The 24796-nt window shown below is 46.6% G+C and carries 14 protein-coding genes; 7 read left to right on the forward strand and 7 right to left on the reverse strand.

The window, feature by feature from the left end:
• The 3 genes from PseudUWO310_RS11965 to PseudUWO310_RS11975 all read right to left on the reverse strand — a co-directional run bounded on the left by PseudUWO310_RS11965 (position 1) and on the right by PseudUWO310_RS11975 (position 10323).
• Positions 1 to 4734: a type I polyketide synthase gene (locus PseudUWO310_RS11965; protein ID WP_142601508.1), complete on the reverse strand. Its 4734-nt coding sequence runs from the start codon at positions 4732 to 4734 to the stop codon at positions 1 to 3.
• A 220-nt stretch (positions 4735 to 4954) separates the two neighbouring features.
• Positions 4955 to 8470: a non-ribosomal peptide synthetase gene (locus PseudUWO310_RS11970; RefSeq protein ID WP_142601511.1), complete on the reverse strand. Its 3516-nt coding sequence runs from the start codon at positions 8468 to 8470 to the stop codon at positions 4955 to 4957.
• A gap of 146 nt (positions 8471 to 8616) precedes the next feature.
• Positions 8617 to 10323 carry a 3-oxoacyl-[acyl-carrier-protein] synthase III C-terminal domain-containing protein gene (locus PseudUWO310_RS11975; RefSeq protein WP_142601514.1) on the reverse strand — a complete coding sequence of 569 codons (1707 nt, stop codon included), beginning with the start codon at positions 10321 to 10323 and terminating at the stop codon, positions 8617 to 8619.
• A 195-nt stretch (positions 10324 to 10518) separates the two neighbouring features.
• On the opposite strand from PseudUWO310_RS11975, the gene PseudUWO310_RS11980 reads away from it, so the two are divergent.
• Complete coding sequence (locus PseudUWO310_RS11980; RefSeq protein ID WP_142601517.1) at positions 10519 to 11811, forward strand: MFS transporter; 1293 nt, start codon at positions 10519 to 10521, stop codon at positions 11809 to 11811.
• A gap of 443 nt (positions 11812 to 12254) precedes the next feature.
• Here PseudUWO310_RS11980 and PseudUWO310_RS11985 read toward each other — a convergent pair whose 3' ends face one another.
• From PseudUWO310_RS11985 to PseudUWO310_RS11995, 3 genes are all read right to left on the reverse strand, one after another.
• The gene (locus PseudUWO310_RS11985; protein WP_142601520.1) at positions 12255 to 13622 is read right to left on the reverse strand and encodes a salicylate synthase; all 1368 of its coding nucleotides are present in this window, start codon (positions 13620 to 13622) and stop codon (positions 12255 to 12257) included.
• Between the two features lie 127 nt (positions 13623 to 13749).
• The gene (locus PseudUWO310_RS11990; protein ID WP_142601522.1) at positions 13750 to 15288 is read right to left on the reverse strand and encodes a benzoate-CoA ligase family protein; all 1539 of its coding nucleotides are present in this window, start codon (positions 15286 to 15288) and stop codon (positions 13750 to 13752) included.
• Between the two features lies 1 nt (position 15289).
• Positions 15290 to 15553, reverse strand: coding sequence for an acyl carrier protein (locus PseudUWO310_RS11995; RefSeq protein WP_190315999.1), 264 nt, complete (start codon positions 15551 to 15553; stop codon positions 15290 to 15292).
• A 538-nt stretch (positions 15554 to 16091) separates the two neighbouring features.
• Here PseudUWO310_RS11995 and PseudUWO310_RS12000 point away from each other — a divergent pair.
• Complete coding sequence (locus PseudUWO310_RS12000) at positions 16092 to 16859, forward strand: thioesterase II family protein (protein WP_142601525.1); 768 nt, start codon at positions 16092 to 16094, stop codon at positions 16857 to 16859.
• 238 nt (positions 16860 to 17097) lie between these two features.
• Entirely contained in the window at positions 17098 to 17535 is a 438-nt protein-coding gene (locus PseudUWO310_RS12005; RefSeq protein WP_142601527.1) for a hypothetical protein, read from the forward strand.
• 47 nt (positions 17536 to 17582) lie between these two features.
• On the opposite strand, the gene PseudUWO310_RS12010 is transcribed toward PseudUWO310_RS12005, so the two are convergent.
• The gene (locus PseudUWO310_RS12010; RefSeq protein ID WP_142601529.1) at positions 17583 to 20201 is read right to left on the reverse strand and encodes a TonB-dependent receptor; all 2619 of its coding nucleotides are present in this window, start codon (positions 20199 to 20201) and stop codon (positions 17583 to 17585) included.
• Positions 20202 to 20776: 575 nt separating this feature from the next.
• Here PseudUWO310_RS12010 and PseudUWO310_RS12015 point away from each other — a divergent pair.
• Genes PseudUWO310_RS12015 through PseudUWO310_RS12030 form a run of 4 tightly spaced genes read left to right on the forward strand, consistent with a single transcriptional unit; the run spans position 20777 to position 24758 of the window.
• Complete coding sequence (locus tag PseudUWO310_RS12015) at positions 20777 to 21829, forward strand: iron ABC transporter permease (RefSeq protein WP_190316000.1); 1053 nt, start codon at positions 20777 to 20779, stop codon at positions 21827 to 21829.
• Between the two features lie 22 nt (positions 21830 to 21851).
• Positions 21852 to 22889: a FecCD family ABC transporter permease gene (locus PseudUWO310_RS12020; protein WP_142601532.1), complete on the forward strand. Its 1038-nt coding sequence runs from the start codon at positions 21852 to 21854 to the stop codon at positions 22887 to 22889.
• Positions 22889 to 23701 (forward strand): ABC transporter ATP-binding protein, encoded by an 813-nt coding sequence (locus PseudUWO310_RS12025; RefSeq protein WP_142601535.1) that lies wholly within the window; start codon positions 22889 to 22891, stop codon positions 23699 to 23701. Before PseudUWO310_RS12020 ends, PseudUWO310_RS12025 begins: the two co-directional genes overlap by 1 nt.
• Before the next feature lie 16 nt (positions 23702 to 23717).
• The gene (locus PseudUWO310_RS12030; RefSeq protein ID WP_142601537.1) at positions 23718 to 24758 is read left to right on the forward strand and encodes an iron-siderophore ABC transporter substrate-binding protein; all 1041 of its coding nucleotides are present in this window, start codon (positions 23718 to 23720) and stop codon (positions 24756 to 24758) included.
• Positions 24759 to 24796: the final 38 nt, after the last annotated feature.

Raw genomic sequence — 24796 nt, forward strand, 5'->3', positions numbered from 1 at the left:
CTAATCCTGCACTTGAGCTAACTGGGCTTGTATTTCATCTAGGGATAATTTTTCGATCTCGGCAAGAATCTTTGCCATCTCATCGGAATCCTCTGGCTGTAAAAGTGGCTGTAAAAGTTGCTCCCCGATTAAACTTGCCAATCCCGCCACCGTGGGCGCATCCGAAAGCAATGTCCGCAGCGATAGTTCCACAGGATACATTTCGCGGATCTGTGACACCAATCGCACCGCTAAGAGGGAATGTCCTCCCAACTCGAAGAAATTATCATTAACTCCCACCTGTTCTAGCCCTAGTTGAGCTTGCCAGAGTTCGGCGATTTTCTGTTCGATCGCATTACTTGGGGCTACATAGCTAGTGGATTGGAGCGATCGCTGGTGTCCTGCGACTCCTATAGCCGATGGCAACGATGCTTGAGAAGATACTTGATCATTTGGTTTTGCGGCAGGAGCATCGGGTTGCTGTAGAGCCATATTGTTCTGTTGCCTTTGCTTCAGCACCGATGACCAGTCTTTAGTGGAAACTAAGACCTGACGATAATCGCTGTGCAAAATGCGCTGTAGAGCTTCTAGCCCCTCTTGGGGAGCGATGCCCAGCGCTAGAGCCTCTAGACGTTCCTGCTTGATGCGATCGGGTAATCCCTTAAGATCTGCACCCATGCCTATTTCCTGCCAGATATCCCAATTAATGGAAATGGTGCGTTGGTGCGTGGACTGCGCCGCAAAGGCATCGAGGAAACAGTTAGCAGCACAATAGTCCACTTGTCCTAGTCCACCGAGAACGGCACTAAGAGAGGAAAATAGCACCAAGAAATCCAAACCATCATTTTGGAAAGTCTGTTGCAGAACGAGCGTACCTTGAACCTTGGGACGCATGACTTGAGCGGCTACGGCGGGATCTTTGAGTTGCATAATTCCATCGCCAGCGACTCCAGCCGTATGCAAAATACCATGGAGTTTTCCAAAGGTTTGTTGAATGTGATCGCGCAGGGATTGCATTTGTTCGCGATCGGCAACATCGGCATTTAACACCATCACTTTCGCACCATGCGCTTCCATGGCTTGGATTTTGCGAATTTTGACGGTCATACTATCCTCGTCACCGTGATTTTGCATCCATCGTTCCCATTCATCCCTAGGAGGCAAAGCGGTGCGGCTGATTAAAACTAGCTGGGCTTGGAAATTACGGGCGAGATATTCGGCAATAGTCATGCCAATGCCACCCATGCCGCCAGTAATCAAATATACTCCCCGATGCCGAAATGCTGTCCGATCTGTTGTCAGATCTGTTGTCCGATCTGAAGGTGAAGTTACCGAGGGTAAATAGATTTCTTCATGAATTGGTAACCAGCGATAGTTGCCCCGATAGGCAACTATGGACGCAGAGGGGCGATCGACGAGATTGAGAATTTCCGCAACGATTTGATCGCATTGATCGCCCCACTGTTTATTCTCAGGTTTATGATCGAGTTTATTCTCAGGGTCGGCAGCGATCGCCACATCGATCGCACCGCAGGCGATCTGGGGATATTCCTGAGGGATCACCTTACAGGCTCCCAAAATCGTGGTTTTTTCTGGAAAAACTACTTCCGTTCCCGATACATCTTGCGTATGGTTCGAGACCACCCCAAGGCAGATTGCTTGCGTCACATTTTGCTGACCGATCGCTTGAGCTAAATAGAGCAGGCTAAAGAAGCCCAACCTCTGCGATTCTTCCCCATCAAGCCGATCTCCTAAAGTCCAGAGATGGGCAATGATGGGCGATTGTCCCAAGGTGAGAACTTCTCGAATTAGCAGCTCATAGTGATGGCGATCGCTGGGATTAATCCGATAGATATCATCGTCACTGCGACTAAACTCAGTACCAATATGCACCTGAATTACTCGATATCCACGCTGCTGCAAGCTTTGGGTCATCGTCGCACCTAAGCCCTGACGATCGCCAAAGATGACCCAGCAGCGATCGCTTAATTCCTTTCGCATCGGTAAAGCCGCACGCTTCCAAGAGGGAAAATAGAACCATTCGCCAATATCCGACTTCTTGTTCAGATTGATCGTAGGTCGATCGTTCGATTCTAGCTGGGGAGCCGCGACCCAATAGCTCTGCCGCTCAAAGGGATAGGTAGGAAGGGGAACCCGCGCCGATGGCTGTTGAGCATAAAATTCCGCCCAATCAATTTCTACCCCATGCAGCCAAAGTTGTCCCAAGGTTTTGAGGAGAAATTCTAGTTCTGAAGATCGATCTTGGGGATGGGGTAAAGAACTAAGAATTACGCGATCGCTTGACTGCTGCTTGGCTAAGGTGCTGAGCGTGCGTCCTGCACCTACTTCCAATAAAATGCCATCGGCATTATTTAATAGCTCGGCAATACCCTGCGAAAACTGAACGGGTTGCCGCAAATGCTGCGCCCAATATTGGGGATCGGTGGCAGATGCCGCCGTAATCCAAGTACCCGTCACATTGGAAATAAATGGAATTTGTGGTGGATGCAACGTTATTTTTTGTAAGTGCTCGACCAATGGCGCGATCGCTCCTTCCATCATGGGCGAATGAAAGGCATGGGAGGTATGCAAAGGTTGACAAGGGATCTCTTGAGCGGATAGCACCTGTTGCAGTTTGGCGATCGCTTCTATTGCTCCTGAAACGACACAGAGCGATGGACTATTAATGGCGGCAAGGAAGAGATCTGCTCCGAGAAAAGACTGAACATCTGTGGACGATAGGCTCACGGCAAGCATCGCTCCTTGGGGCTGTTGTTGCATCAAGCTCCCGCGCAGAGCAACGAGAGCGAGGGCCTCATCAAGCGAGAACACGCCCGCAAGATAGGCGGCTACATATTCGCCGATACTATGCCCGATCATCGATTGGGGCTTTACTCCCCAAGACATCCACAATTTGGCAAGGGCATATGCGATCGCAAATATGGCAGGTTGGGCGATCGCCGTCTGCCTTAATTTCTGCTGCGCGGATGGTATTGCTTCACCCTCGGCAAATAATATGGAACGCAGATCAATTTGGTGCTGGGTCGAGAGGATCGTAAAACAGCGATCGCATTCTGCTTGAAAAGTCGGCTCGCTCATATATAGCTCTCGCGCCATGTTTAGATACTGCGAGCCTTGCCCAGAAAACATGAACATAACTGCCGTATTATTTGCTTCAGCATGTCCTGTCAGCGATCGCTCTGGCTGTTGCAAGATTTGGCTCGCATCTGCCAAGGTTTGGGCGATCGCCACCCTTCGATGGGGTAGCGCCCAACGTCCAATCCCCAAGGTATAGGCGACATCCGTTAAGTTAAGCTCGGTTTTTTGGTTGAGATAATCGCCTAAATTTGCAGTTGCCTTGTCCAAGGCTGTCTCTGTTTTGGCGGAAAGCGCGAGGATCTGATAAGCCCTCGGTTTTAGATCGGCTGTTATTGGCGCAGGAGCTTCTTCTAACACAACATGTACATTTGTGCCACCAAAGCCAAAGGAACTCACCCCAGCCCTGCGAGGGATTCCTTGGGGTTCCCATGATGTCAGTTGGGTATTGACAAAAAATGGGCTATTCGCAAAGTCAATCTGAGGATTGGGCGCTGTGAAGTTAAGACTGGGGGGAATCTTTTTGTGATGCAACATCAGTACGGTTTTAATGAAACCCGTGATTCCTGCGGCGGCATCTAAATGCCCCACGTTAGTTTTCACGGAACCGATCGCACAGAATTGGCGGCGATCGGTCGCGACTCGAAAAGCTTGGGTCATGGCAGCAACTTCGATCGGATCGCCCAGAGCCGTGCCCGTACCGTGGGTTTCCATATAGGTAATGGTGTCGGGTTCTACTTCCGCCATCATTTGCGCGGCACGGATCGCTCTTGCTTGACCTTCCTGACTGGGAGCGGTATAACCGACTTTCATCGATCCATCATTATTAATCGCTGAGCCCTTGATTACTGCATAAATGCAATCGCGATCGGCGATCGCATCTTCTAAGCGCTTTAGTACCACGATTCCCAAACCATTGCCGCCCACCGTGCCATTCGCCTCACAGTCAAAGGCTCGACAATGACCATCGGGAGAGACGATCTCTTCGGGGGATAGGGTGGATTCATTCTGGGGCACTTTTACGGAAACTCCCGCTGCCAGAGCCATATCACATTCGCCACTCAACAAGCTTTGACAGGCTAAATGGACTGCGACGAGAGAACTCGAACAGGCTGTTCCCACGCTCATGCTCGGACCTTTGAGATTCAACTTGTAGGAAACACGGGTAGGAAGATAGTCTTTGTCCACTCCCACTAAAGTTTGTAAGAATCCCCTCGATTCAATAAAGTTGGGATTGGGACTCAGGTTGTAGAGCAGATAGGTTCCCATACCTACGCCAGCAAATACGCCAATGGGACTAGCCTCAGTTTCAGACCGATAGCCTGCATTTTCGAGGGCTTCCCAAGCACATTCCAGAAAGAGTCGATGCTGGGGATCCATAGCTTCTGCTTCCCTAGGATTGAACCCAAAGAAAGCAGCATCAAATCGATCAACATCCTGCAATACCGATCCAAATCGAGGCATCTTTGCGGACAAAGGGATATCCTTCGCATCTGATCCCTGTTGGGATGGTTGGGATTTATTAAACTTACTAAAGGGAGTGACTAGCTCTACCCCTGTTTCTAGATTTTTCCAGAAATCATCAATGGTAGGGCTTCCTGGCAACTTTCCCGCCAGACCGATTACTGCTATTTCTAAACCATTTTGATGGGAATTCATAATGCTTATTTGGTAAAAATATTAATCTCGATTAATCGCGATCGCAGGATTTATGCGCATTCAAGGTTTTGAGATTCCCAAAATGGCGTTGCCATTCTGGGAATCGGTATAAGGGTTCTCAAATTAAGAAATGGCTACGCCATTTCTTAATTTAGTGTGAGGTTTTAAGATTCCCAAAATGGCGTTGCCATTTTGGGAATTGGGATTAAGTAGCCATTTATCACAGCACATTTGTCTGTTTAGATCGATCCAATCGTTGTTTAATCCGATTCTTGCCAGCATCCAATCTTTGCGCTGATTTCTGCTGCTCTAAAACATTTGTGGTCTGCCCTTGGGTCAATCGTTGCGCTAAAGCCTTCACCGTGGGATAACTAAAGAGATCGACCAGAGAAATCAATTGAATTTCCTGTGGCAAGACGAGCCCTAGTTTGCGATAAACGTTAGTAATTAGCAGTGAATTTGCGCCGAGATCGAAGAAATTGTCATTGACCCCAACCTTTTCCAGTTCTAACTCCGCTTGTAAAACAGAAGCGATCGCCCGTTCGATTGCATTTTGCGGAGCGGTGTAGGCTGCCACTCTGGTTTGAAATAAGGATACCTGCGTCGGTAGGGCTTGGCGATCGACCTTTCCATTAGCCGATAGGGGGAATTTGTCAAGGAACAAATAGATAGAAGGAATCATCGGACTCGGCAACTTATGTCCCAGAAATTGACTAAGTTCCTCCACCGTTGGTGCTAGCGTCGCATCGTCCATCTGGGGAATAATGTAAGCCGCTAACTGAGCCTGTTGTCCCTCTCCCACGATCTTAATGATGGCGGTTTTGACCTTGGGATGTTGCATTAAGGCGGCTTCAATTTCCCCTGCTTCCATACGCTGACCGCGTAGTTTAATTTGAAAATCGACCCGACCTAAAAATTCAATCGTGCCATCCTTTAAATAGCGACCGCGATCGCCAGTACGATAAATTCGCTCCCCCGTTCTTGGGTGAGTGATAAAAGCAGCCTTAGTTCTAGTTTCATCTTGCCAATAGCCCTTGGCTACCTGCACTCCCGCGCAATACATTTGACCCGCTACCCATGTCGGACAATCATCTAAGGCTTCATTCAAAATGTAGTATTTTGAGTTGGTCATCGGCTGACCGTAGGGGATACTTTTCCAATCAGGCGAGACTTCATTCACTTGATAGCCAATATTCCAAATGGTGGTTTCGGTGGGTCCTCCAATACTCAATAGATCGATATGGGGAACTACAGCCCTAATGCGATGGGGTAACGAAACGGGAAACCAATCCCCTCCCAATATGGCTAAACGCAAATTAGAGGCCAAATTAGAAGTAGCGGATGCCGCGCGATCGCTGATAGCATTCACCAACATTTCCATCATGGCTGGAACCGAGTTCCACAATGTCACTTGCTGCGTCTCGATCAGATCTGCCCAATGGTGGGGATCTTTGAGCGATCGCGCGTCAGGCAAGACGATCGCGCCCCCCGCACTGAGCATCCCAAAAATGTCATAAACCGATAGATCGTGATTAAGCGCCGTTAAAGCAAGAATGCGATCGCGATGGGTAACCTGATAATTTTGGTTCGTGTAAACGATCACATTCGCGACATTGCGGTGGGTGATCATTACTCCTTTGGGTAAACCCGTGGAGCCAGAAGTATAGATTACATAGGCAAGATCGTCGGGATTTTGCAGAGGTGGGAGAGATAGTTCCTTCTCGTCATGAAAATCTTTATGAAAATCTTTATAAAAGTCTTCACGATCGAGACAAAATCTCTTCATGCTTCGATCCCAAATCAAGGTGTCATCTAACCAAGATTGAGTTAATACAATTTGTGCTTCGCTGTTTTTCAGGAGATATTGCAAGCGCTCTGGCGGCAGATCGGGGGCAATGGGCACATAGGCAGCTCCTGACAACAAAACTCCCATGACCGCAACGATCTGCTCCCATCCCTTTTCCATAACGATCGCTACTAGCTGGTTGGGAACTACACCTAAATGTCTGAGTTTATAACCGACCTGATGGGCGCGATCGCTTAATTCCTGATAGGAAATAGATTTTTGGGAAGTAATTACCGCAGGGAGATCGGGATATTCCCTTACTCGCTCCTTAAATAGTTCTTGCAATAAAACCTTCGGAATATCGGCATCTGTGAAATTGGCAATATTTCTATTTAACAGTTGCTCAGAGGTAAGTAGTTGTCGATTGGGTTCGATCCAGATTTCCTCAGACTTAGCTAGGCGTTCGAGGAAATGACAATAGGTCGCAAACATATCGGCGATCGCGCCATCGGGGAACAGTTCGTCCACTACATCCCAGTTAAAGGTGAGAGTTTCCTTCTCTTCCCAAACCTGCACATCCATCCAAGCTTGAGAAGCTTGGCTGATGCCATATACTAACTCACCAAAATGACTAAAGGTTAAAGTTTCCTGCCCCATAGCGGCAAATCCGAGGGTACTGGTAAAAATTACGGGCATCGCGTTGGGCACATTACCCTGTTGGCGAGTGAGTTCTCGTGTCACCCTTACCCCGCTAAAATAGCGATGTTCGAGATCCTGCCAGAGTTGTTTTTGGAGTCGCAGGGCGCGATCGCCAAAGGCTTCTTGCCGAGAATTATCGACTTCTAGTAAGGTTACTGAGGTAAAGTCCCCCAATAGGTGATTGACATGGGGATGCATTGGTAGGCGATTAAATAGCGCCAGATTTAAGGTAAATTGCGGATTTTGGCTCCAGAGAGCAATAATTTCGGCAAAGGCGGCAAGTAATAGCCCTGAAGGCGTTAAACCAATATTTTTGGCTTTTTGCTGGAGCCTTTGCCAGTCATCTCGCTCCATTTGGGCGTGATAGCGTTTACAGCGATGCTGTTTCAGTTCTTGCGGATTTTTGGCGAGGGGCAATTCTGGCGCGGGGGGCAAATTGCTGAGGCGTTTGAGCCAATATTCCTGCGATCGCTGATAAAGCTTGGTTTGCGGTAAAGACTGTTCGGCAAGAACGTAGTCCCGAAAGGAAAGCTCTAATGGTGGCAAAACCGCCTCGGGACATTGATAGAGTTGAAACCATTCTTCAAATAGACGGAATAGGCTCCAAGCATCAAATACAAGCAGATCGTAACTGATATGCAAACGGGTGCGATCGCCATCTAAATAGGTCACGCGAAAATCAAACAAAGGATAGCGATCGGCGGGTAATACTTGATGGGACATCTCTTCCCTGATGGCTGCAAGGCGATCGGCGATCGCTGTCGGGGTTTGTCCGCGCAGATCTACCACTGCAAGGTGATAGGGAGGAACTTCCTTCAGGATTTGCTGTTGTCCATCGGGACGCACGATAGCCCGCAACATATCATGGCGCGAGATCGATTGCTGTAGGGCGCGATTTAAGCGATCGAGATCGAGATGACTTCCTTCTATTTCATAGTATCCATGATTGGAAACATTGCCCAAGGTCAGTACGCCACTGCGTCCGATCCAAAAAGCATGCTGCATATCGGTCAGCGGGAATGGCTCATAACGCGATTCGGGATCGGGAACGATCGCGGGCAAATCATTTTCCGTAGGACTAGTCTGGTGCTGGTGCAGCAATGCTAAAATCTCGCTCTTGCGATTAATGATAGAGTCGCGCAGTTCAGCAGTTAAGACTCCCTGCGGGGCATCCACTAGCAGAGATTCGCCTTCAGCCGATAATTTAATACCGATATTAGAGAGTGAGTTTAAAAGTGAATACAGATTCATAGATTAGCTCTAAATTAGCTCTAAATTAGCTCTAGATTAGCTGGATAAATGTTCGTTCATTATTTCTGCCTAGGTAAAAATAATGAGATTGATAACAATAAGGAGAAATGAGAAATGAGAGGGGTAATGGTATGGATGGGAACGCTCTACAAGCTGATAATTTCTCGATTTAGCTGACTGTGAGAGTTTCCCGTGATCGCATTTTCAAGCACATTGCCGATCGCATTTTCAAGCGCATTATGGTTAATAACCTTGGCAACGGCGAGCCGAGCTAGCAAGAATTCCGCCAGATGCTGGATCGTATTTTCGCCAAAAAAATTCTCCATTGGTACGCGGATTTGTAAATCGGTTTCAATACGATGGCGGAAGACGATCGCCATTAAAGAATCCAGTAAAGTCGCCAAACAATCGCGATCGCTGATATTACTGGGGGTAATTTGTTGTGAATTTGCTAGCCAATCCTGTAGATAAGCAACCAAGATCCTATAGCGATCGTCCAAATCAGCTGTCTCCAGTCGCTGCTTGATAGAAGCTTCGGCAAACAAAGCTACAGACTGCTCGATAGGAAGAGGGAGAATTTGTTTTTCTATCTGTTTTTCTAAAGGAATTAGATTTTCTAACTGCGCAATTCCTTGCAATTTATTTTGGGAATTATCTTGAGAATTACTTTGGAAATTATCTTGAGAATTACTTTGAGAATTATCTTGGGAAATATTCAAGGCTGGGGGAATCCTAGCCCCTAAACCCACATCCCCCCAACGCATTACGATCGCGGCAGCAGTTGCGGCAGCACCATTGGCATATACCAGCACCAAATCATTGTCACGAATTTTCCCCTGCATTGCTGCATGATAGAGGTTAGCAATGGGAAAAACGGGACCAAGATTGGCATAGAGGGGATATAGGTCGATTACCTTCGCAGGATCGATTCCCAAGGCTTTAGCACATACGCTCGCATACCAAGCTGTGGGCGTATTAAAGGCAAAACAATGGATTTGATCGAGACTAACACCTGCTTCTTTAACAGCGGTTAAACAACATTGGCGCACCCGATCCACAGCCGTTTCTCCGAGGCTACTGGCATTGTCACCTGTACTAGTTTGGAAGCGTGGGTTCCCTTGGGCATCGATCGCTAACCCATGGATGTAGGCTCCGATCGTTGCGGTAGTCGGTACGATTTTTGTACTCATGAATCCACGATTTGGGCGATCGCTACTCACAACCATCGCTCCAGCCCCATCCCCCATCGACAGGGAAAGAGTATCAGTTTCATTCACCGCTTGAGAGCCCAGATGGGAAGCCACAATCAAAATATGACGATAGGTTCCAGTTTGCAAGAAAGCTTGAGCAGTATGGAGCGCAATTAGGGCACTAGCACAGGTCGATTCTAGATTCCAAGCTGGGCAAGTCAGTCCCAGTCGCTCCGCCAGTTGAGTCGCTAGCCCAGTTCCCACCGTATCGGGAAAGAGCGAAGAAACGAGGGCTAAATCGATCTGATCGGGCGATAGATTCGCCGCCCTAATCGCATCTTGAGCCGCTTGACATTCAAGCAATAGGGAGGATTCGCCTTCTGATACCACATGCCGATTGACACTGCCTCGAAATGGATCGGCTAGATAGGTCGTAAGTTCTTGCAACCAGAGATCGATTCCGTTGGCAGTGGCGCTAGATTCCACAGATTCAAAGGCTACAGATTCAAAGGCTTTAGAGGCTTCAGAGAGTTTCACTCGCCTTTGCCTTGGGTTAACCTGAAACAATTCAGGGAATTTTTGTTGCCAATATTGATTGGTGCGAATTGTGTGGGGAAAGCTGACTGCCAGCGAACGAATACCAACCGATTGCACGATCTTCATAAATTTTTCAAAGGTTTACAAGCTTCTTGCACATAATTCTCAAGAGAATATATTGACATTAACATATCAATCTCCGAGAAACAAGCAATATCTACAAAGATATCATGGGAAATTCAATTTTATTTATTAGTAATCTTTATCAATAAATATGCCATGATGGAACATTATTTTTGAAGATGTTTAAAGATTTTTGTCGTGCGTATTTTTACAATTCTTTGGAGCGGGCAGATGGCTTCGGCGATTGGGACAGAGATGACCCAATTTGCACTCACCATCTGGATTTGGCAGATGACTCAGCAAACCACAGCGATCGCGCTCCTCAGTTTCTTTTTTCTGCTCCCCCAAATAGCGATCGCTCTATTCGCTGGGTTAATTATCGATCGCTTCAATCGTCAATATCTGATGATTTTTAGCGATGTGGGGGTCGCTCTATGTACGGTTTTAATTGGATTGCTTTACGCAACGCAAAACCTCCATCTCTGGCATCTATATTCCTTAGCGGTCATCTATGGCTGCTGTGGACAGATACAAGGGCTAGCTTTTTCCGCATCGATTTCATCCATCGTGCCTCAGCAGCACTACGCCCGCGTGAGTAGCATGAGAACGCTGATCAACTACAGTTCGGCAATTATAGCGCCCGCGCTTGTCGGTGCACTCTATCCCGCGATCGGCTTGATTGGCATCATTGCGATCGACCTCACAACTTTTTTAATCGGCATTGGGACGGTGCTCATGGTACGCATTCCCCAACTAGAAAGCCAAGAAACTATGGAAATCAATCGCAAGACGATCGGACAGCAATTGTTTTGGGGGATTAATTACATCCTCGCTAGACCGAGTCTATTGGCGATGACCGTTACTTTTTGTTTGTTTCTCTTTACCTACCACATGGTGGAAACCCTATATCAACCCATGATCCTTGCGCGTACTAATGGAAGTACTCAGATATTGAGCATGGTTGTGACTGCGGCAGGCATAGGCGGTGTTGTGGGAGGGGCGACCTTGAGCGTTTTCGGGGGCTTTAAACGCCAAATTCGCGGGATGATCATCGGATTTATCGGCGTGGGGCTCGGCAGTTGCGTCCTAGGGCTGGGACAAACGCCTTGGATTTGGATTGGAGCCCATTTCTTCGCCGCCTTTAGTATTCCTCTAACCTATAGTTCCAGTTATGCCGTCTGGTATGCCAAAGTACAGCCTGAGGTGCAAGGACGAGTGCTAGCATCAGCCCATGCATTGGGATTGGTAGTTGGCGCATTTGCGAGCCTAATCGCGGGAGTGTTAGCCGATCGCATTTTTGAACCCGCCATGAATTCTGGGAGCCTCATTGCCACCATATTTACGCCCATTATTGGCATAGGTAAAGGTTCAGGAATTGCCCTATTGGTGACGATCGCCTCCCTTTTAATGGTCGCAATTGGGGTAATTAGTTATAAATTCCCGACGCTCCGCAACGCAGAAGATTTACTTCCAGACCACGGTCAATCGTAGTAATACCAAGTTAAGAAACCATTTAAGAATTCACTAGATCCCCCCCAGCCCCCCTTTTTTAAGGGGGGAGAATTCAATTCTTCCCCCTTTTTAAGGGGGATTGAGGGGGATCTCTTAGATTTTTTGACCGCAAAAAATCGTAGTAATACCAAGTTAAGAAACCATTTAAGAATTCACTAGATCCCCCCCAGCCCCCCTTAAAAAAGGGGGGAGAATTCAATTCTTCCCCCTTTTTAAGGGGGATTGAGGGGGATCTCTTAGATTTTTTGACCGCAAAAAGTGATTCTTAAATGGTTTCTAAGAAATGGCGTAGTCATTTCTTAGAAACTCTTACTAGGTTTATTTTTTAATTCACGAAAGTGTTGTCACATTGTTATACCAATTCACGAACGTGAATTGGTTAACAGAGAGAGTCGCATAACCTGCGGCTCTCTCAGACGAAGCTACTTGAGAACTAAATTGGTCAACATCGTATTCATTTTATTGACGGATTCCACATACTCACTTTCGGGTATCGACTCCGCCACAATTCCTGCACCAGCATTAAAACAGATTGATTCATCGTACTGATAGGCGGAACGAATCGCGATCGCGAGATCCGCAGTTCCGTGACTGTCCACCCAGCCGATTCCACCAGCATACAAACCTCTTGGCTCGGCTTCTAAGCGATCGATCCATGCCAAAGCATTCTGTTTATCGATGCCCGAAACCGTAATGCCTGGAAATAGGACTTTTAAGGCATCCCATAGCGTTTTTTCGGGTTTCAACTCGCCACCAACGCGAGAGGAAAGATGTTGCACGCAGCGATATTGTTTGACCTGCATGAAATCAAAAACCTTCACCGTTTCAGGGATGCAAAACTCACCGATCTCATCTTGGGCAAGCCAAATAGATAGGGCATGTTCCTTGACCTCCTTCGCATCGGTAAATAGTTCGCGGTTTAACTGTTGATCTTGCTCGAGATCTTCCGAGCGGGGACGAGTGCCTGCTAAGGGGTTAGTGATAACAAAGCGATCGCGATCTACGGTCATCAAAATCTCTGGACTGAAACCGACCGCACTCACATTGTCCATCTGGAAACAGTAGGAGCGGACGGAATTATTGCTTTGAGAACCAAGACAATAGGTTCCTAGTAAATCCATTTCGCCTTTCACCTTGACAGAGCGCGAAAGAATCGCCTTATGCAGATGTCCTTCGCGAATTGCTTGGATCAATTTGCTTACCTGCGTCTGATAGTATTCGCGATCGGCAAAATCAACAACAGGAGGAGTAGCCTTATAGCTACGCAGTGGCGCATCGATAGACAGAGCTTCAAGGATTTTCGTAATGGGCTTCACACTTCTGATCCGAATGCCGCGATCGGTAATATGCAATTCTGTCTCAGGAATGAAAAAATTGAGGAGCGGCTGTTGAATTGCCTTGGTATAGGGTGAATAAAACCTCGCCATGTCAAAACTAACGTAGCCATAGGCAGTCCAATTTTCGATTGGTAAAGAGGCTAGAGCCGATTCCACCTGTTTGAGTGGATCGGTAATCGGTTCAGACTGGGTTTGCCCCATATAAGTACAGGTCACCGCTTCCGTACTTACCGAAATACTCCCTAGGGTGTTTCCCGCAATCCGAGTTTCGCGATCGCCTTGATACAACATGTAGCTCGAAAAAAGTCCGAAATCCAAGAGATTCTGCAATAGGCATTGCGGATCCTTGGGTGAGGGGACAAACAACTCATGATAAATAACAGATTGAGTAGCAGATTGAGCAGCAGATTGAGCAGCAGCTTGAGTATCGGCTTGAGTAGCAATTGGAGACATGGATAAATACCTAAATACTTAAAATAAAAGAATGGGTGGGAATGCGTGGGAATGCGTGGGAATAATTTTAGAATTTTAGGATTAGGGTAATGGGCGTGAAGTCCAACCAATCCCAATCCATAGCCAATCAACAAGCATGTTTGAGCAATGCTTGACGATGAATTTTGCCCGTGGATGTCCGTGGTAAGGTATCGAGAAAATGGATCGTCTTGGGAGCCTTAAAGTGGGGTAATTGCGATTTCACCATTTGCCGAAGATGGTTTTCCAGATCCTTATTGGGAGAACATCCCGATTTCAGGCTGACATAAGCAATCACTTGCGTCAAAGCATCATCATGATCGGATGGCAAAACTGCGGCATCAAGAACGGTCTCGTGCTGAAGTAAAATATCCTCCACTTCAAAGGGCGATACCCACATGCCATTGACCTTAAAGAAATCATCATTACGTCCCATAAATCGGAAATAACCATCCGCATCTTTGACGTACTTATCGCCAGTACGCATGGTCGTTCCATACAAAGCCTTGCGCGTCGCTGTCAACCGATTCCAATATCCGAGCATGAGACTCTCTCCAGACACTTGGAGATTACCGATTTCACCATCGGGAGTAGGGACACCCTGATCATCAACAATCTGCACCTCGTAGCCAGCCACTGGATAGCCAGAAGTACCCGAACGACATTGATGCGGTCTATTGGATAGAAAAACATGCAGCAGCTCGGTCGTACCGATGCCTTCACAAATTTCGATCCCGTAACGCTCTCGCCACTTCAGCCAAATTGTTTGCGGCAATTGCTCGGCAGCGGAGAGACAGAGCCGTAAGGACGCTGAATTGAGAGGGGCAATTTCATGAACCGAGAGAATCCCCGCATAAATCCCTGGAATTCCAAATAGAACCGTGGGTTGGTAGGTTTGGATATCCTCAATAATATCAAACGCATTCGCCGCATCGGTAAGAACGGCGGCGGCTCCCACCGACATGGGCATATATAGAGTATTGCCCAAACCGTAGGCAAAAGGCATTTTGGCAACGGAATAAATTACATCATCTTCTTGTAAATCAAGAACTTCTTTTCCGTAGCGCTCGGCACAGACCACCATACTTTGATGTAGGTGAATTACTCCCTTCGGTCGTCCAGTACTGCCAGATGTGTAAAGCCAGAAGGCAGGTTCTTCGCGATTCGTTTTCTCCCAAGGGATAAATTCTTCCTGTTGGCTTAATTGCGAAATCAACGGTATATCGCCATCGGTTTGGATAATATGCTTTAAGTATGGAGACTCAATCGGAGCGAGATTCGTTTGCCATGCTTGATTGGTCAGTAAGACTTTGGCGCGGCAGTCTTGCAGAATGTAGTGAATATCGTCTGCGGTGCAAGCTGTGTTGATTGGTACGGGCACTGCACCGAGCCAAATTGCTCCCCAGAAAGCAAATACAAATTCTGGTGTATCGGGTAAAAGAATCGCAATGCGGTTTTCGCGTTCTAACCCCAATTCATGCAAAAATCCAGCCATGCGTCGCACCCAAAGGCTTACCTGTGCATAGGTATAGGATTGCTCTTGGTAGTAAAAAGCGACTCTCTCACTACGGCGATCGGTTAAATTGATTTCGAGAAAATGGGCTGCCACATTAAAAATGCTAGGCAGTTGTGCAGAAATACTTTCCATCTTAATTTACTTTAGCAGTAACGTTTGCGGTTAATGATTCCTGTGCATTGGCAATGCGACAAATTTCTGCCAAGGTCATGTCATGGCGATTCCCTAGCTTCAGTTCGATCGCAAGTCGGCGCTTCAATTCAAGGGATAGCTTGATGGTCTCAACGGAGTCCAACCCCAAATCTGCATACAGTAATGTTTCTGCATGAAGTGATTCTTGGGGAATACCTAAATCCACCAAGATGGCTTTGATTGTATCTATTACTTCTATCTCCAAGTAGTTCTCTCTTGTTTTATGTAACTCTTTTGATGTAAGTAGCTAGGCATAATTAAAAACCAAAACCAGAGAGCATACCGCCCGCGCAGCGAGCGGTATGCTCTTCTGGGTTTTAAGTTTACCTATGCCTAGCTACTTAACTCTTTTGATGTGACTCTTTTGATGTAAGTAGTTCAGCATAATTAAAAACCAAAACCAGAGAGCGTTCTGTCCGCTACGCTAGCGGTATGCTTTGGGGATTGCACCTATGCTGAACTGCGCAGTCCTAGGGTAGTAATGATTTTGGGGTGATCAAGAGTCTTGCTCCGCGATGCTCATCATCATTTTTGAGAACTACCACGATTTTGATGCTAAGGCTCTTTCGCAAAGATGGGCTAAATAACGCCAAACACAGCATTATTTAGTATTACTTGCTTGCTTATTAACTACTTAGTGTATATTAGCTATTGAGAATAACTATTAATAAGATGTAAATAGCTTATTACATTAGCTTGACTTTTGGCAAGCAGAATCTACAGTTCGGAGAATTAGCACAATTGTGATCGAGACAAAAACCTTAAACCGTTGGTTAACCAGTCCTTTTGCCAATACTAAGGCAGCTTTACGACTATTTTGCTTTCCCTATGCAGGGGGCGGATCGTTGAGTTTTCGTAACTGGGCAAAGGATCTGCCCTCAACCGTCGAAATTTGCCCAATTGAATTGCCAGGTAGGGGGTTTAGGCTCCATGAACCTGCATTTACCAGACTAGAGCCCCTCGTGCAAGCGATCGCTGAGGCACTTATACCCTACCTAGATCGACCTTTTAGCTTCTTTGGTCACAGCATGGGAGCCTTACTGAGTTTTGAATTAGCGAGATTTCTGCGCCGAAATAATCAGTTATTGCCAGCACATCTCTTTGTCTCGGGACGAAGGTCGCCGCAAATTCCCAGTAGCAATGCTCCTACCTATGATTTACCCGAACCAGATTTTTTATTAGAGCTGCGTCGCCTCAATGGTACGCCCGCCGAAGTTCTAGATAATGCCGAATTAATGCAACTGCTATTGCCGACCCTACGCGCCGATCTGGCGGTGGTGGAAACCAGTATTTATCAAAAAGAGATACCCCTAGATTGCCCCATAACTGCCTTTGGTGGTTATGAGGATTCTGAGGCGAGTATCGATATGCTCCTAGCATGGCGGGAGCAAACCAATGCTGCTTTTGCATTGCATATGTTGCAGGGCGATCATTTTTTCTTGCATTCAGCGCGATCGCCATTGCTAGAGTTACTGTCCCAAGATCTGCTCCAAGTTGTTAGCGGTTTATAAAAAGCCATCTTAAGCATCTTTAAGAGCCTAAATTTGGAGATAATTTATCAGGAAAATTATTAAGAAGAATTAGCAATAATAATTAGTAATAATATTCACATTAAGCATATTTACGTTAAGCATATTTACGTTAAACCCTTCGCAATCTATCGCAGGCTTAGAAACGAAAATATTCCGTTCGATTATCCCGTTCGATTATTCCCTTCGCAATCATTTCGCTAGAGGATTTGCTGATTTTATGATTACCATTGACGAAGATAAATATCCCCTTGTATCCATAAATTTTGGCAGAAAAACAACCTTAGAAGGTACGAAGAAGTATCTCTCCTATTTTGATAAATGGCTATCCCAAGAACAAAAATTTGGGCTAATTCTCAATCAAGCTAATGCTCCACAGGATCTAGCAAAACAGGATTCAGCAAAACAGGATTTAGAACAGATCGAAAACGATCCCGAAGAAATTGAGGCAGTCCATCAATTAACTGTCCATTGGGCTAAGGAGCATAAACCGCAAATCACCTTGTTCTGTGTTGGCATCGCACTTGTCGTTGAGGAGCATGAATTAGGCAAAAGGCAAAAAGCCGCTCCTAAAACGATCGCAGGTTTGTTTGGATGTATGGGACAAGTATTCGCAAATCCACTCGCAGCCGAACAGTGGTTGCGATCGCTTTTGTAAGCAGGATGGCAGGCGCGAAGCGCCTGCCATCCTGCTGTTAATAGCAATTAGAACTGCAAGCCAATCGAGGCTGTCATGGAAAATGGCGCACCTGGAGCAATACCTAACGTGCGTCCACTGCCACCGACACCACTAATGTAGTTGACATCAAAGATATTATTGAAGTTCAGTCCAAACCGCCAGCGATCGCGTTTATAGAAAATAGCGGCATTAGTGAGAAAGTAGTCGCCAACCTCGTAGGAGTTGGCGAGATCGCCTACGCGATTGCCAACATAGTTGACTCCCAAACCAAATCCTAACCCCTGCAAATCACCATCGGGAATCTGATAAGTTGTCCATAGCCCAAAACTATTGTACGGAGAACCAGGCAAGCGATTACCCACAGGGATATCATTGTCCTCGGTCACTCGCGCATTGGTGTAAGCATAGAAACCCGTAATATTCCAATTGGGGGCAATTTCGCCAGAGATATCAAGTTCAATCCCTTGACTGCGCTGTTTTCCTGTCGCGACATAATATAGACTCAGAGGCGATGCCGAAGTCGCTACATTTTGCTTGGTGATGTCGAAATAGGACAGGGTAGCAAATAGTTTTTTGCTTAACTCCGCTTTAACACCAAATTCGTAACCTTGAGCCTTTTCTGGCTCTAGAAAATTGCCATTCACATCCTGTCCCGTGTTAGGACTGAAGGATTGAGAATAATTAGCAAACAGAGATACAGATTCGGTCGGCTTATAAAGTAAGCCCAAGCGAGGACTCCAAGCATTATCATACCGACTCTTCCCATTGGAGGGATTAGTATTATTGACTCCATCAAAGCGAATTCCCGCAATGACGCTAAACTGATCGCTAAGAGCGATTTGATCTTGCAGGAAAACCCCTGTTCGACTGATGTCAGCATCGCTGTACCCTGAGGCTATCTGAGAGATATTGTCGAAATTTGGTCGGGAAAATAGCCCATAGGTTGGACTATAGACATTCAGAGGCAGTAATTTACTAAAATCAATTTTCGTAAGGACATCCTTGAATTTACTCCAATTAAGATCGACTCCCGCCAGCAAGGTATGCTTGAGCGAGCCCGTATCGAACTTCCCAACCACATTGGTTTGGAGTGAATAGTCATTAACTTCAAATTCCCGTTTTCCATATACTCTGATTAGAGTTCCCGACACTTCATTAAATGCAGCGGGCAGAGTCGTCAAAAGTTGCTGAGTTTGGTTGGTATAGCGAAAAGCATTGCGTAATGTCCAATTATCATCAAACTGATGCTCAAAGTTATAGCCGATGCTCAGGCTTTTAGAGTTATTCGTATCATCCCGTTCGCCAAAAATGCGCTCGCGGGGCACATTGACTACGCCCTTCCCATAGGCAAGCAGTCCGACATCATAGGGAGAGCGATCGTTCAAATACTCTAGAGAAAAGGCGAGACTAGTGCGATCGCTAATTTTCCATTTCACGACGGGAGCAATAAAAAATCGCTCCGAAGTAGTCGAGAAGTCACGAAATCCATCCGATCGCTGATAGGCTGCATTGAGGCGATAGAGCAAGTTGCCATTGGTATCTAAGGGACCTGAGAAATCGACACTGGGGCGAATTAGTCCGAAACTACCGACTTGAAATTGTAGATCGTAAAAGGGCTTAGATAGAGGCTGCTTCGTCACTAAATTAATGATCCCGCCAGGTCCATTCTGTCCGTATAGAACTGAAGCAGGTCCTTTAAGCACTTCAATTTGTTCGAGGTTGGCCGTTTCCTGTGCGCCGAGGTTGTAGTAGCTGCGAAACCCATCCCGTAAAATGGGACCATTGGAAAAGCTATCGGTGGTAAATCCGCGAATTGTCAAACTTTGCGAGGAGGCAAATTTTCCCAATTCTCCCGTTACCCCGCTCACATTCCTTAGGGCTTGATCGACGCGAACAATCTGTTGATCTTTCAAGACCTGTTGTGGAACTACTTGAATAGATTGGGGCGTATCAATGATGGCAGTATTCGTACGTGTAGCGGTAGAAGCATTGGGTACGACATAGGCTGGAGGAGCTTCGACTTTGCCCGTTACCTGTACTTCTTCCTCTCCGTCATCGGGCTTTTGGGTGACAGGACTGGTGGGATTACTAAAACTCACTGTCGCTTTAGGTACAGCACTAACGCCAGTAACGATCGCTCGCACATAGCTCGCATTAGCTTGGCTCACCGATACGCTCACAATTCCCTTAGCAGGGTTTTCCACGACAAAGCGATCGCCGCTAGAGAGGGAAAGTTTAGCATTGGGAATATCGAAGTAAACTAATTTACCCGAAGTTTTTGCCACTGGCGCAACGAGGTTGCCTGTCGATGTTTCTAAAATGACTTCAATCCCATCGGCAGTGGGATTTACCTTTACACCCGTAATTTGGACGGGATTGGTAGAAGCTTGAGCGAGTAGCGCTGAGGCCTTGGTAGAAACTTGGCGCAGATCGCGAACGCTAGAAATTTGTCCATCAGATTTAGAATTGCGGGAATCTATCTGAGACCCAGCTTCAGGATTAGCGAGAATATCTGACTGAATAGTTTCTTCTTTTGTGAGATTTTCGGCGGAGACTTCAGCGACATCGAATTTCAATAATTCGGGTGTAGCCATACTAGCGACTGCACAGACCAAGCTGGCAAACAAAACACGATCAGATTTCATTATGATGGTAGGTATCGATTTGATATTGATGATTCAAGGGCAAGTTGGCGCTTGCCCTGTTTTTTGTGAATTTTTTAGCGAATTTTTTGGCGAATTTTTTTGTGATTTTTTTGGTTTAGGCAAAAAATTGCCTCAGCCCAGTTGTGTTTGGCGATCGCCATGAATCGGTTTGTTGACTACAGGATAGGAATTACTAGCAATTAGTTTTTTAGAGATAATTCAATAGATTAGAAAGACTCAAACCCAATAAAGCTCAATAAAAACCCAATAAAATCCCGATAAAATAGTCTAAAGCTTTTCTAAGGCTGACAAAGTTGCATAAAATAATTTAATATTGGACATACTTATTGCTAGATAATATCAATAACTACTAAAACTAATAGCAAAAAGCTGAGTTAATTGCAATAAAATATCAATAATAAATCAGAAATTTGTCCGATTGCCGCTGGCAAACTTTAGCAGAAGTTGATCAGAGGTTGATCAGAAGTTGATCGATTCTTGCGATTTCTCTACCTAAAAGGCTTCTTCCACGCTCCGTCTCTTTCTTGTTACAAGGTCATTTACCCAAGCTTTTCATGTTTCACCTGTCACTGTTTAGACCTTTTTTTAGGTTGCCCAAATATTTACGAGCATCTCCCGCGATCGGACTGACATTAGGGACGATCGCTTTGCTAATTTGCACTATCTACAGCTTGACTCTAGGCAATACCAATATTTCCCTAGAGACTATCTTTAAATCCTTTACCGCTTTTGCAAGCTTTGCCGATAGCGATCGTTTCGAGCCCCTGATTATCCAAACGGTAAGGCTACCGCGATCGCTAATGGCGATCGCCATTGGGGCAGCCCTGTCCGTATCGGGGGCATTGATGCAGGGCTTAACCCGCAATCCTTTAGCCGAAACTGGAATTTTAGGCATTGGCGCAGGGGGAGCCTTAGCCGTAGTAGGAACCCTCTTTGTATTTGGCAACTCTTCATCGGTGGTCTATGCAGGGGCAGCCTTGTTAGGCGCAAGTATCGCAGCGGTGGCAGTCTATGGGCTGGCTTCTTGCGGTGCGGGTGGAGCCACGCCCTTAAATCTAACGATCGCAGGAGCAGCTCTCACCGCATTTATCTCTTCGATTACCACGGCTATTCTCGTCCTCAGCCAACAAACCTTAGAAGAAATTCGATTTTGGTTAGCGGGCTCCTTAGCGGGGAGAGATTTCGATCTGTTTTTACAAGTACTTCCCTTAACGATCCTAGGACTAATTATGGCTCTGTTATTGGGAAAGCAGATTACAACCATGAGCTTAGGAGAGGAAATCGCGACCAGTTTGGGTCAACAAACCTTAGGCGTTAAGCTACTGACCGTAATTAGCGTGGTCTTATTGACGGGAAGCTCTGTGGCGATCGCAGGTCCTATTGGCTTTGTGGGTTTAGTCGTTCCTCACGGAGTGCGCTTTTTTATCAAAACCGATTATCGATGGATTTTGCCCTACTCAGCAATTTTTGGGGCACTTCTTTTATTAACTGCCGATATTGCCGCGCGACTATTGCTCAAACCACAAGAATTGCCTGTAGGGGTTATGACCGCCATTATTGGCGCTCCTATGTTTGTCTATCTCGCGAAATCCAAGGTCAGAAAATAAGGTCAGAAAATAAGGTCAGAAAATGAAGTCATCGCTCGTTGTTCGGAATCCCGTTCTTTCCTTTTCCATCGATCGCCGCTTACCTGCGATCGCTGCAATCCTGATCGCCCTTAGTTTGGTCGCGATCTTGCTCAATGTGTCGCAGGGGGAATATCCGATTGCGATCGCCGATATTCTCAAAACCATTTTGGGGCTAGATACGGGCAACCCCAATCATCCCTTTGTCATCCAAACCATGAGATTGCCACGTACCCTCGTTGCCTTCATGGTGGGCGTTGCTCTTGCCATTTCTGGCACGATTTTTCAAGGGTTAACCCGCAATCCCCTCGCCGACCCCAGCATGATTGGCATCAATGCGGGGGCAAGCCTCGCGGCTGTCAGTACCATCGTCTTATTTCCCGCAGCGCCCCTATATATCCTACCGATCGCTTCTTTCCTTGGGGCTTTGTTAATGGCGGTACTGATCTATCGCTTAGCTTGGAATGACGGAAGTTCGCCGATTTTATTGATTTTATTGGGCATTGGGCTATCGGCGATCGCCACGGCTCTGACCAATTTATTAATTATTTTTGGGGCAATTGCCAATGTCAGTCAGGCGATCGTTTGGCTCGCAGGAAGTGTCTACGGTCGTACTTGGCTGCAATTTTGGGCTTTTCTGCCTTGGTGTCTCTGCGGTATTCCCCTTGCTCTGGGCTTATCCCGCCATCTCAACGTCTTGCACTTAGGGGATGATGTCGCCAAGGGATTGGGCACGCGATTGGAATGGGAGCGAGGGCTACTAGTAATCGTCGCGGTTGCCTTAGGAGGTTCCGCAGTTGCCACCGCAGGAACGATTGGCTTTGTGGGCTTGATGGCTCCCCATATTGGTCGCAAACTTGTGGGGGGAAATCATCAAAACCTTCTACCCATCGCCGCCCTCATCGGTGGGCTATTAGTCACGATCGCCGATTGGTTAGGGCGAACTCTATTTGCACCTACAGAATTACCCTGTGGCACGATTGTGGCGGCGATCGGCGCTCCGTTTTTTCTATCCTTACTCATTCATCATCGCAAACGCTAATGCTGGAACTTTCTACCCAAAATTTATCCCTAGCTTACGAAAAGAAAAATATAATTCAAGACTTGACCTTAACCATTCCTACGGGAAAAGTGACGGCTTTAGTGGGAGCCAATGGTTGCGGTAAATCCACCTTATTAAAAGGATTAGCGCGTTTACTTAAACCAACCGATGGAGTGGTGTATCTAGATGGAAAATCGATCGCTCAGCGATCGACCAAATCCGTTGCCCAACAATTAGGATTATTACCACAAAACCCCAGTGCCCCTGAAGGCTTGACCGTAAGAGATCTGGTGGCTCAAGGTCGATATCCCCATCAAACTTGGATGCAACAGTGGTCGATTCAAGATCGCCAATTTGTCCAGCAGGCACTAGAAATGACTGACCTTGTGGAACTGAGCGATCGCCCTCTGGATACCCTTTCAGGGGGACAAAGACAGAGAGCTTGGATTGCGATGGCACTTGCCCAGAATACGAAAGTTCTCTTACTGGATGAGCCAACCACCTTTCTCGATTTAGCACATCAAATTGAAGTCTTAGATCTGCTGCACTATCTCAATCAACAACAAGAACGCACGATTGTCATGGTGTTGCACGATCTTCATCATGCCTGTCGTTATGCGGATTACATCGTAGCGATCAAAGATGGCAGGATCTTTGCGGAGGGAACACCCCAAGAAGTAATCGTTGAAGACATCGTTCAGGCGGTATTTAATTTAAAATGTCGCATCTATCCCGATCCGATCGCAGGCACACCGATGTGTATTCCCATCAGCGCCAAGGGAGCAGGAATGCATGGGCGAGTACTACCATAGGTTTAGTTAAGAAAATATGAAAATCATCAATTCGGTGCGATCGATCGCTGTGGCGATCGTGATCATATTGGCGATCGTAGCCTGCCAAGGTCAACCCTACCAGCCAGATACCCGTAATACTGCTGCCGTCTCGCCCCGCAATGACTGCCGTGATGTCGAACATGCGATGGGCGTGACCAAGGTCTGCGGTCAACCCCAGAGAATTGTCGTACTAGGGCCCTATCTGCTCGAGCCCTTACTCGCCCTAGATATGCAGCCCATTGCTTTTGCCGACAATGCCAACTTTCATCAAGGAGACTATACCAATCCTAGCAAACAGATTCCCTATCTGGGAACGAGAATCGCCAACCCCATTGCCAATGTGGGAGTTGCCTATGCTCCTTCCATCGAAGCAATTCTCAAAGTTCAGCCAGACTTGATTTTGGGATTGGATATTAACAACAAGCGTCAATATCCAATTCTATCGAACATTGCCCCGACCATCATTCTCAAATGGACTGATCCAGAGATAAACCTCAAAGAGATCGCTCAAGCGATTAACCGTTCCCCACAAGCCGAGCAGTTAATCGCCAATACGAAACAGGAGATTGCCGCAGCCCGCCAAGCCTTTGAGCCGATCGTCAAAACCGATCCGAAAATGCTATTGCTAATTTCCTCGGAGTTGCGTGAGATGACTTTAGGAACGAAAAGGCATGGGCTTTGCACCGCTCTGCTACAGGATTTAGGATTTCAACTGGTCTATCCACCCAAACAGGAAGAAGCCCTTGCACCCATTTCCCTAGAGACTTTACCTCAACTCAATCAAGCCGATCGGGTTCTCTTACTGGGTAATAACTTCAGCAATCCCAACCAATTCAAACGCGCCAGTAGTTTTGAGGAATCTCAACTGGCGAACCTGAAGCAAGCTTGGTCAAAAAATGCGATCGCGCAGTCCCTCAAGGCAAGTAAAGCTGGCAAGGTTTACTTTGTGCCTACCTACCTTTGTCTGGGTTTACCTGGCACTATTGGTACGCATCTCTATCTTGACGAACTAAAAAAGCAAATATTAAGTAGCTAAGCTAATTCATATTAAATCAAAACCCAAAAGAGGGATGC

This window comes from Pseudanabaena sp. UWO310, assembly GCF_006861605.1.
In the GTDB taxonomy this organism is placed as follows: domain Bacteria; phylum Cyanobacteriota; class Cyanobacteriia; order Pseudanabaenales; family Pseudanabaenaceae; genus Pseudanabaena.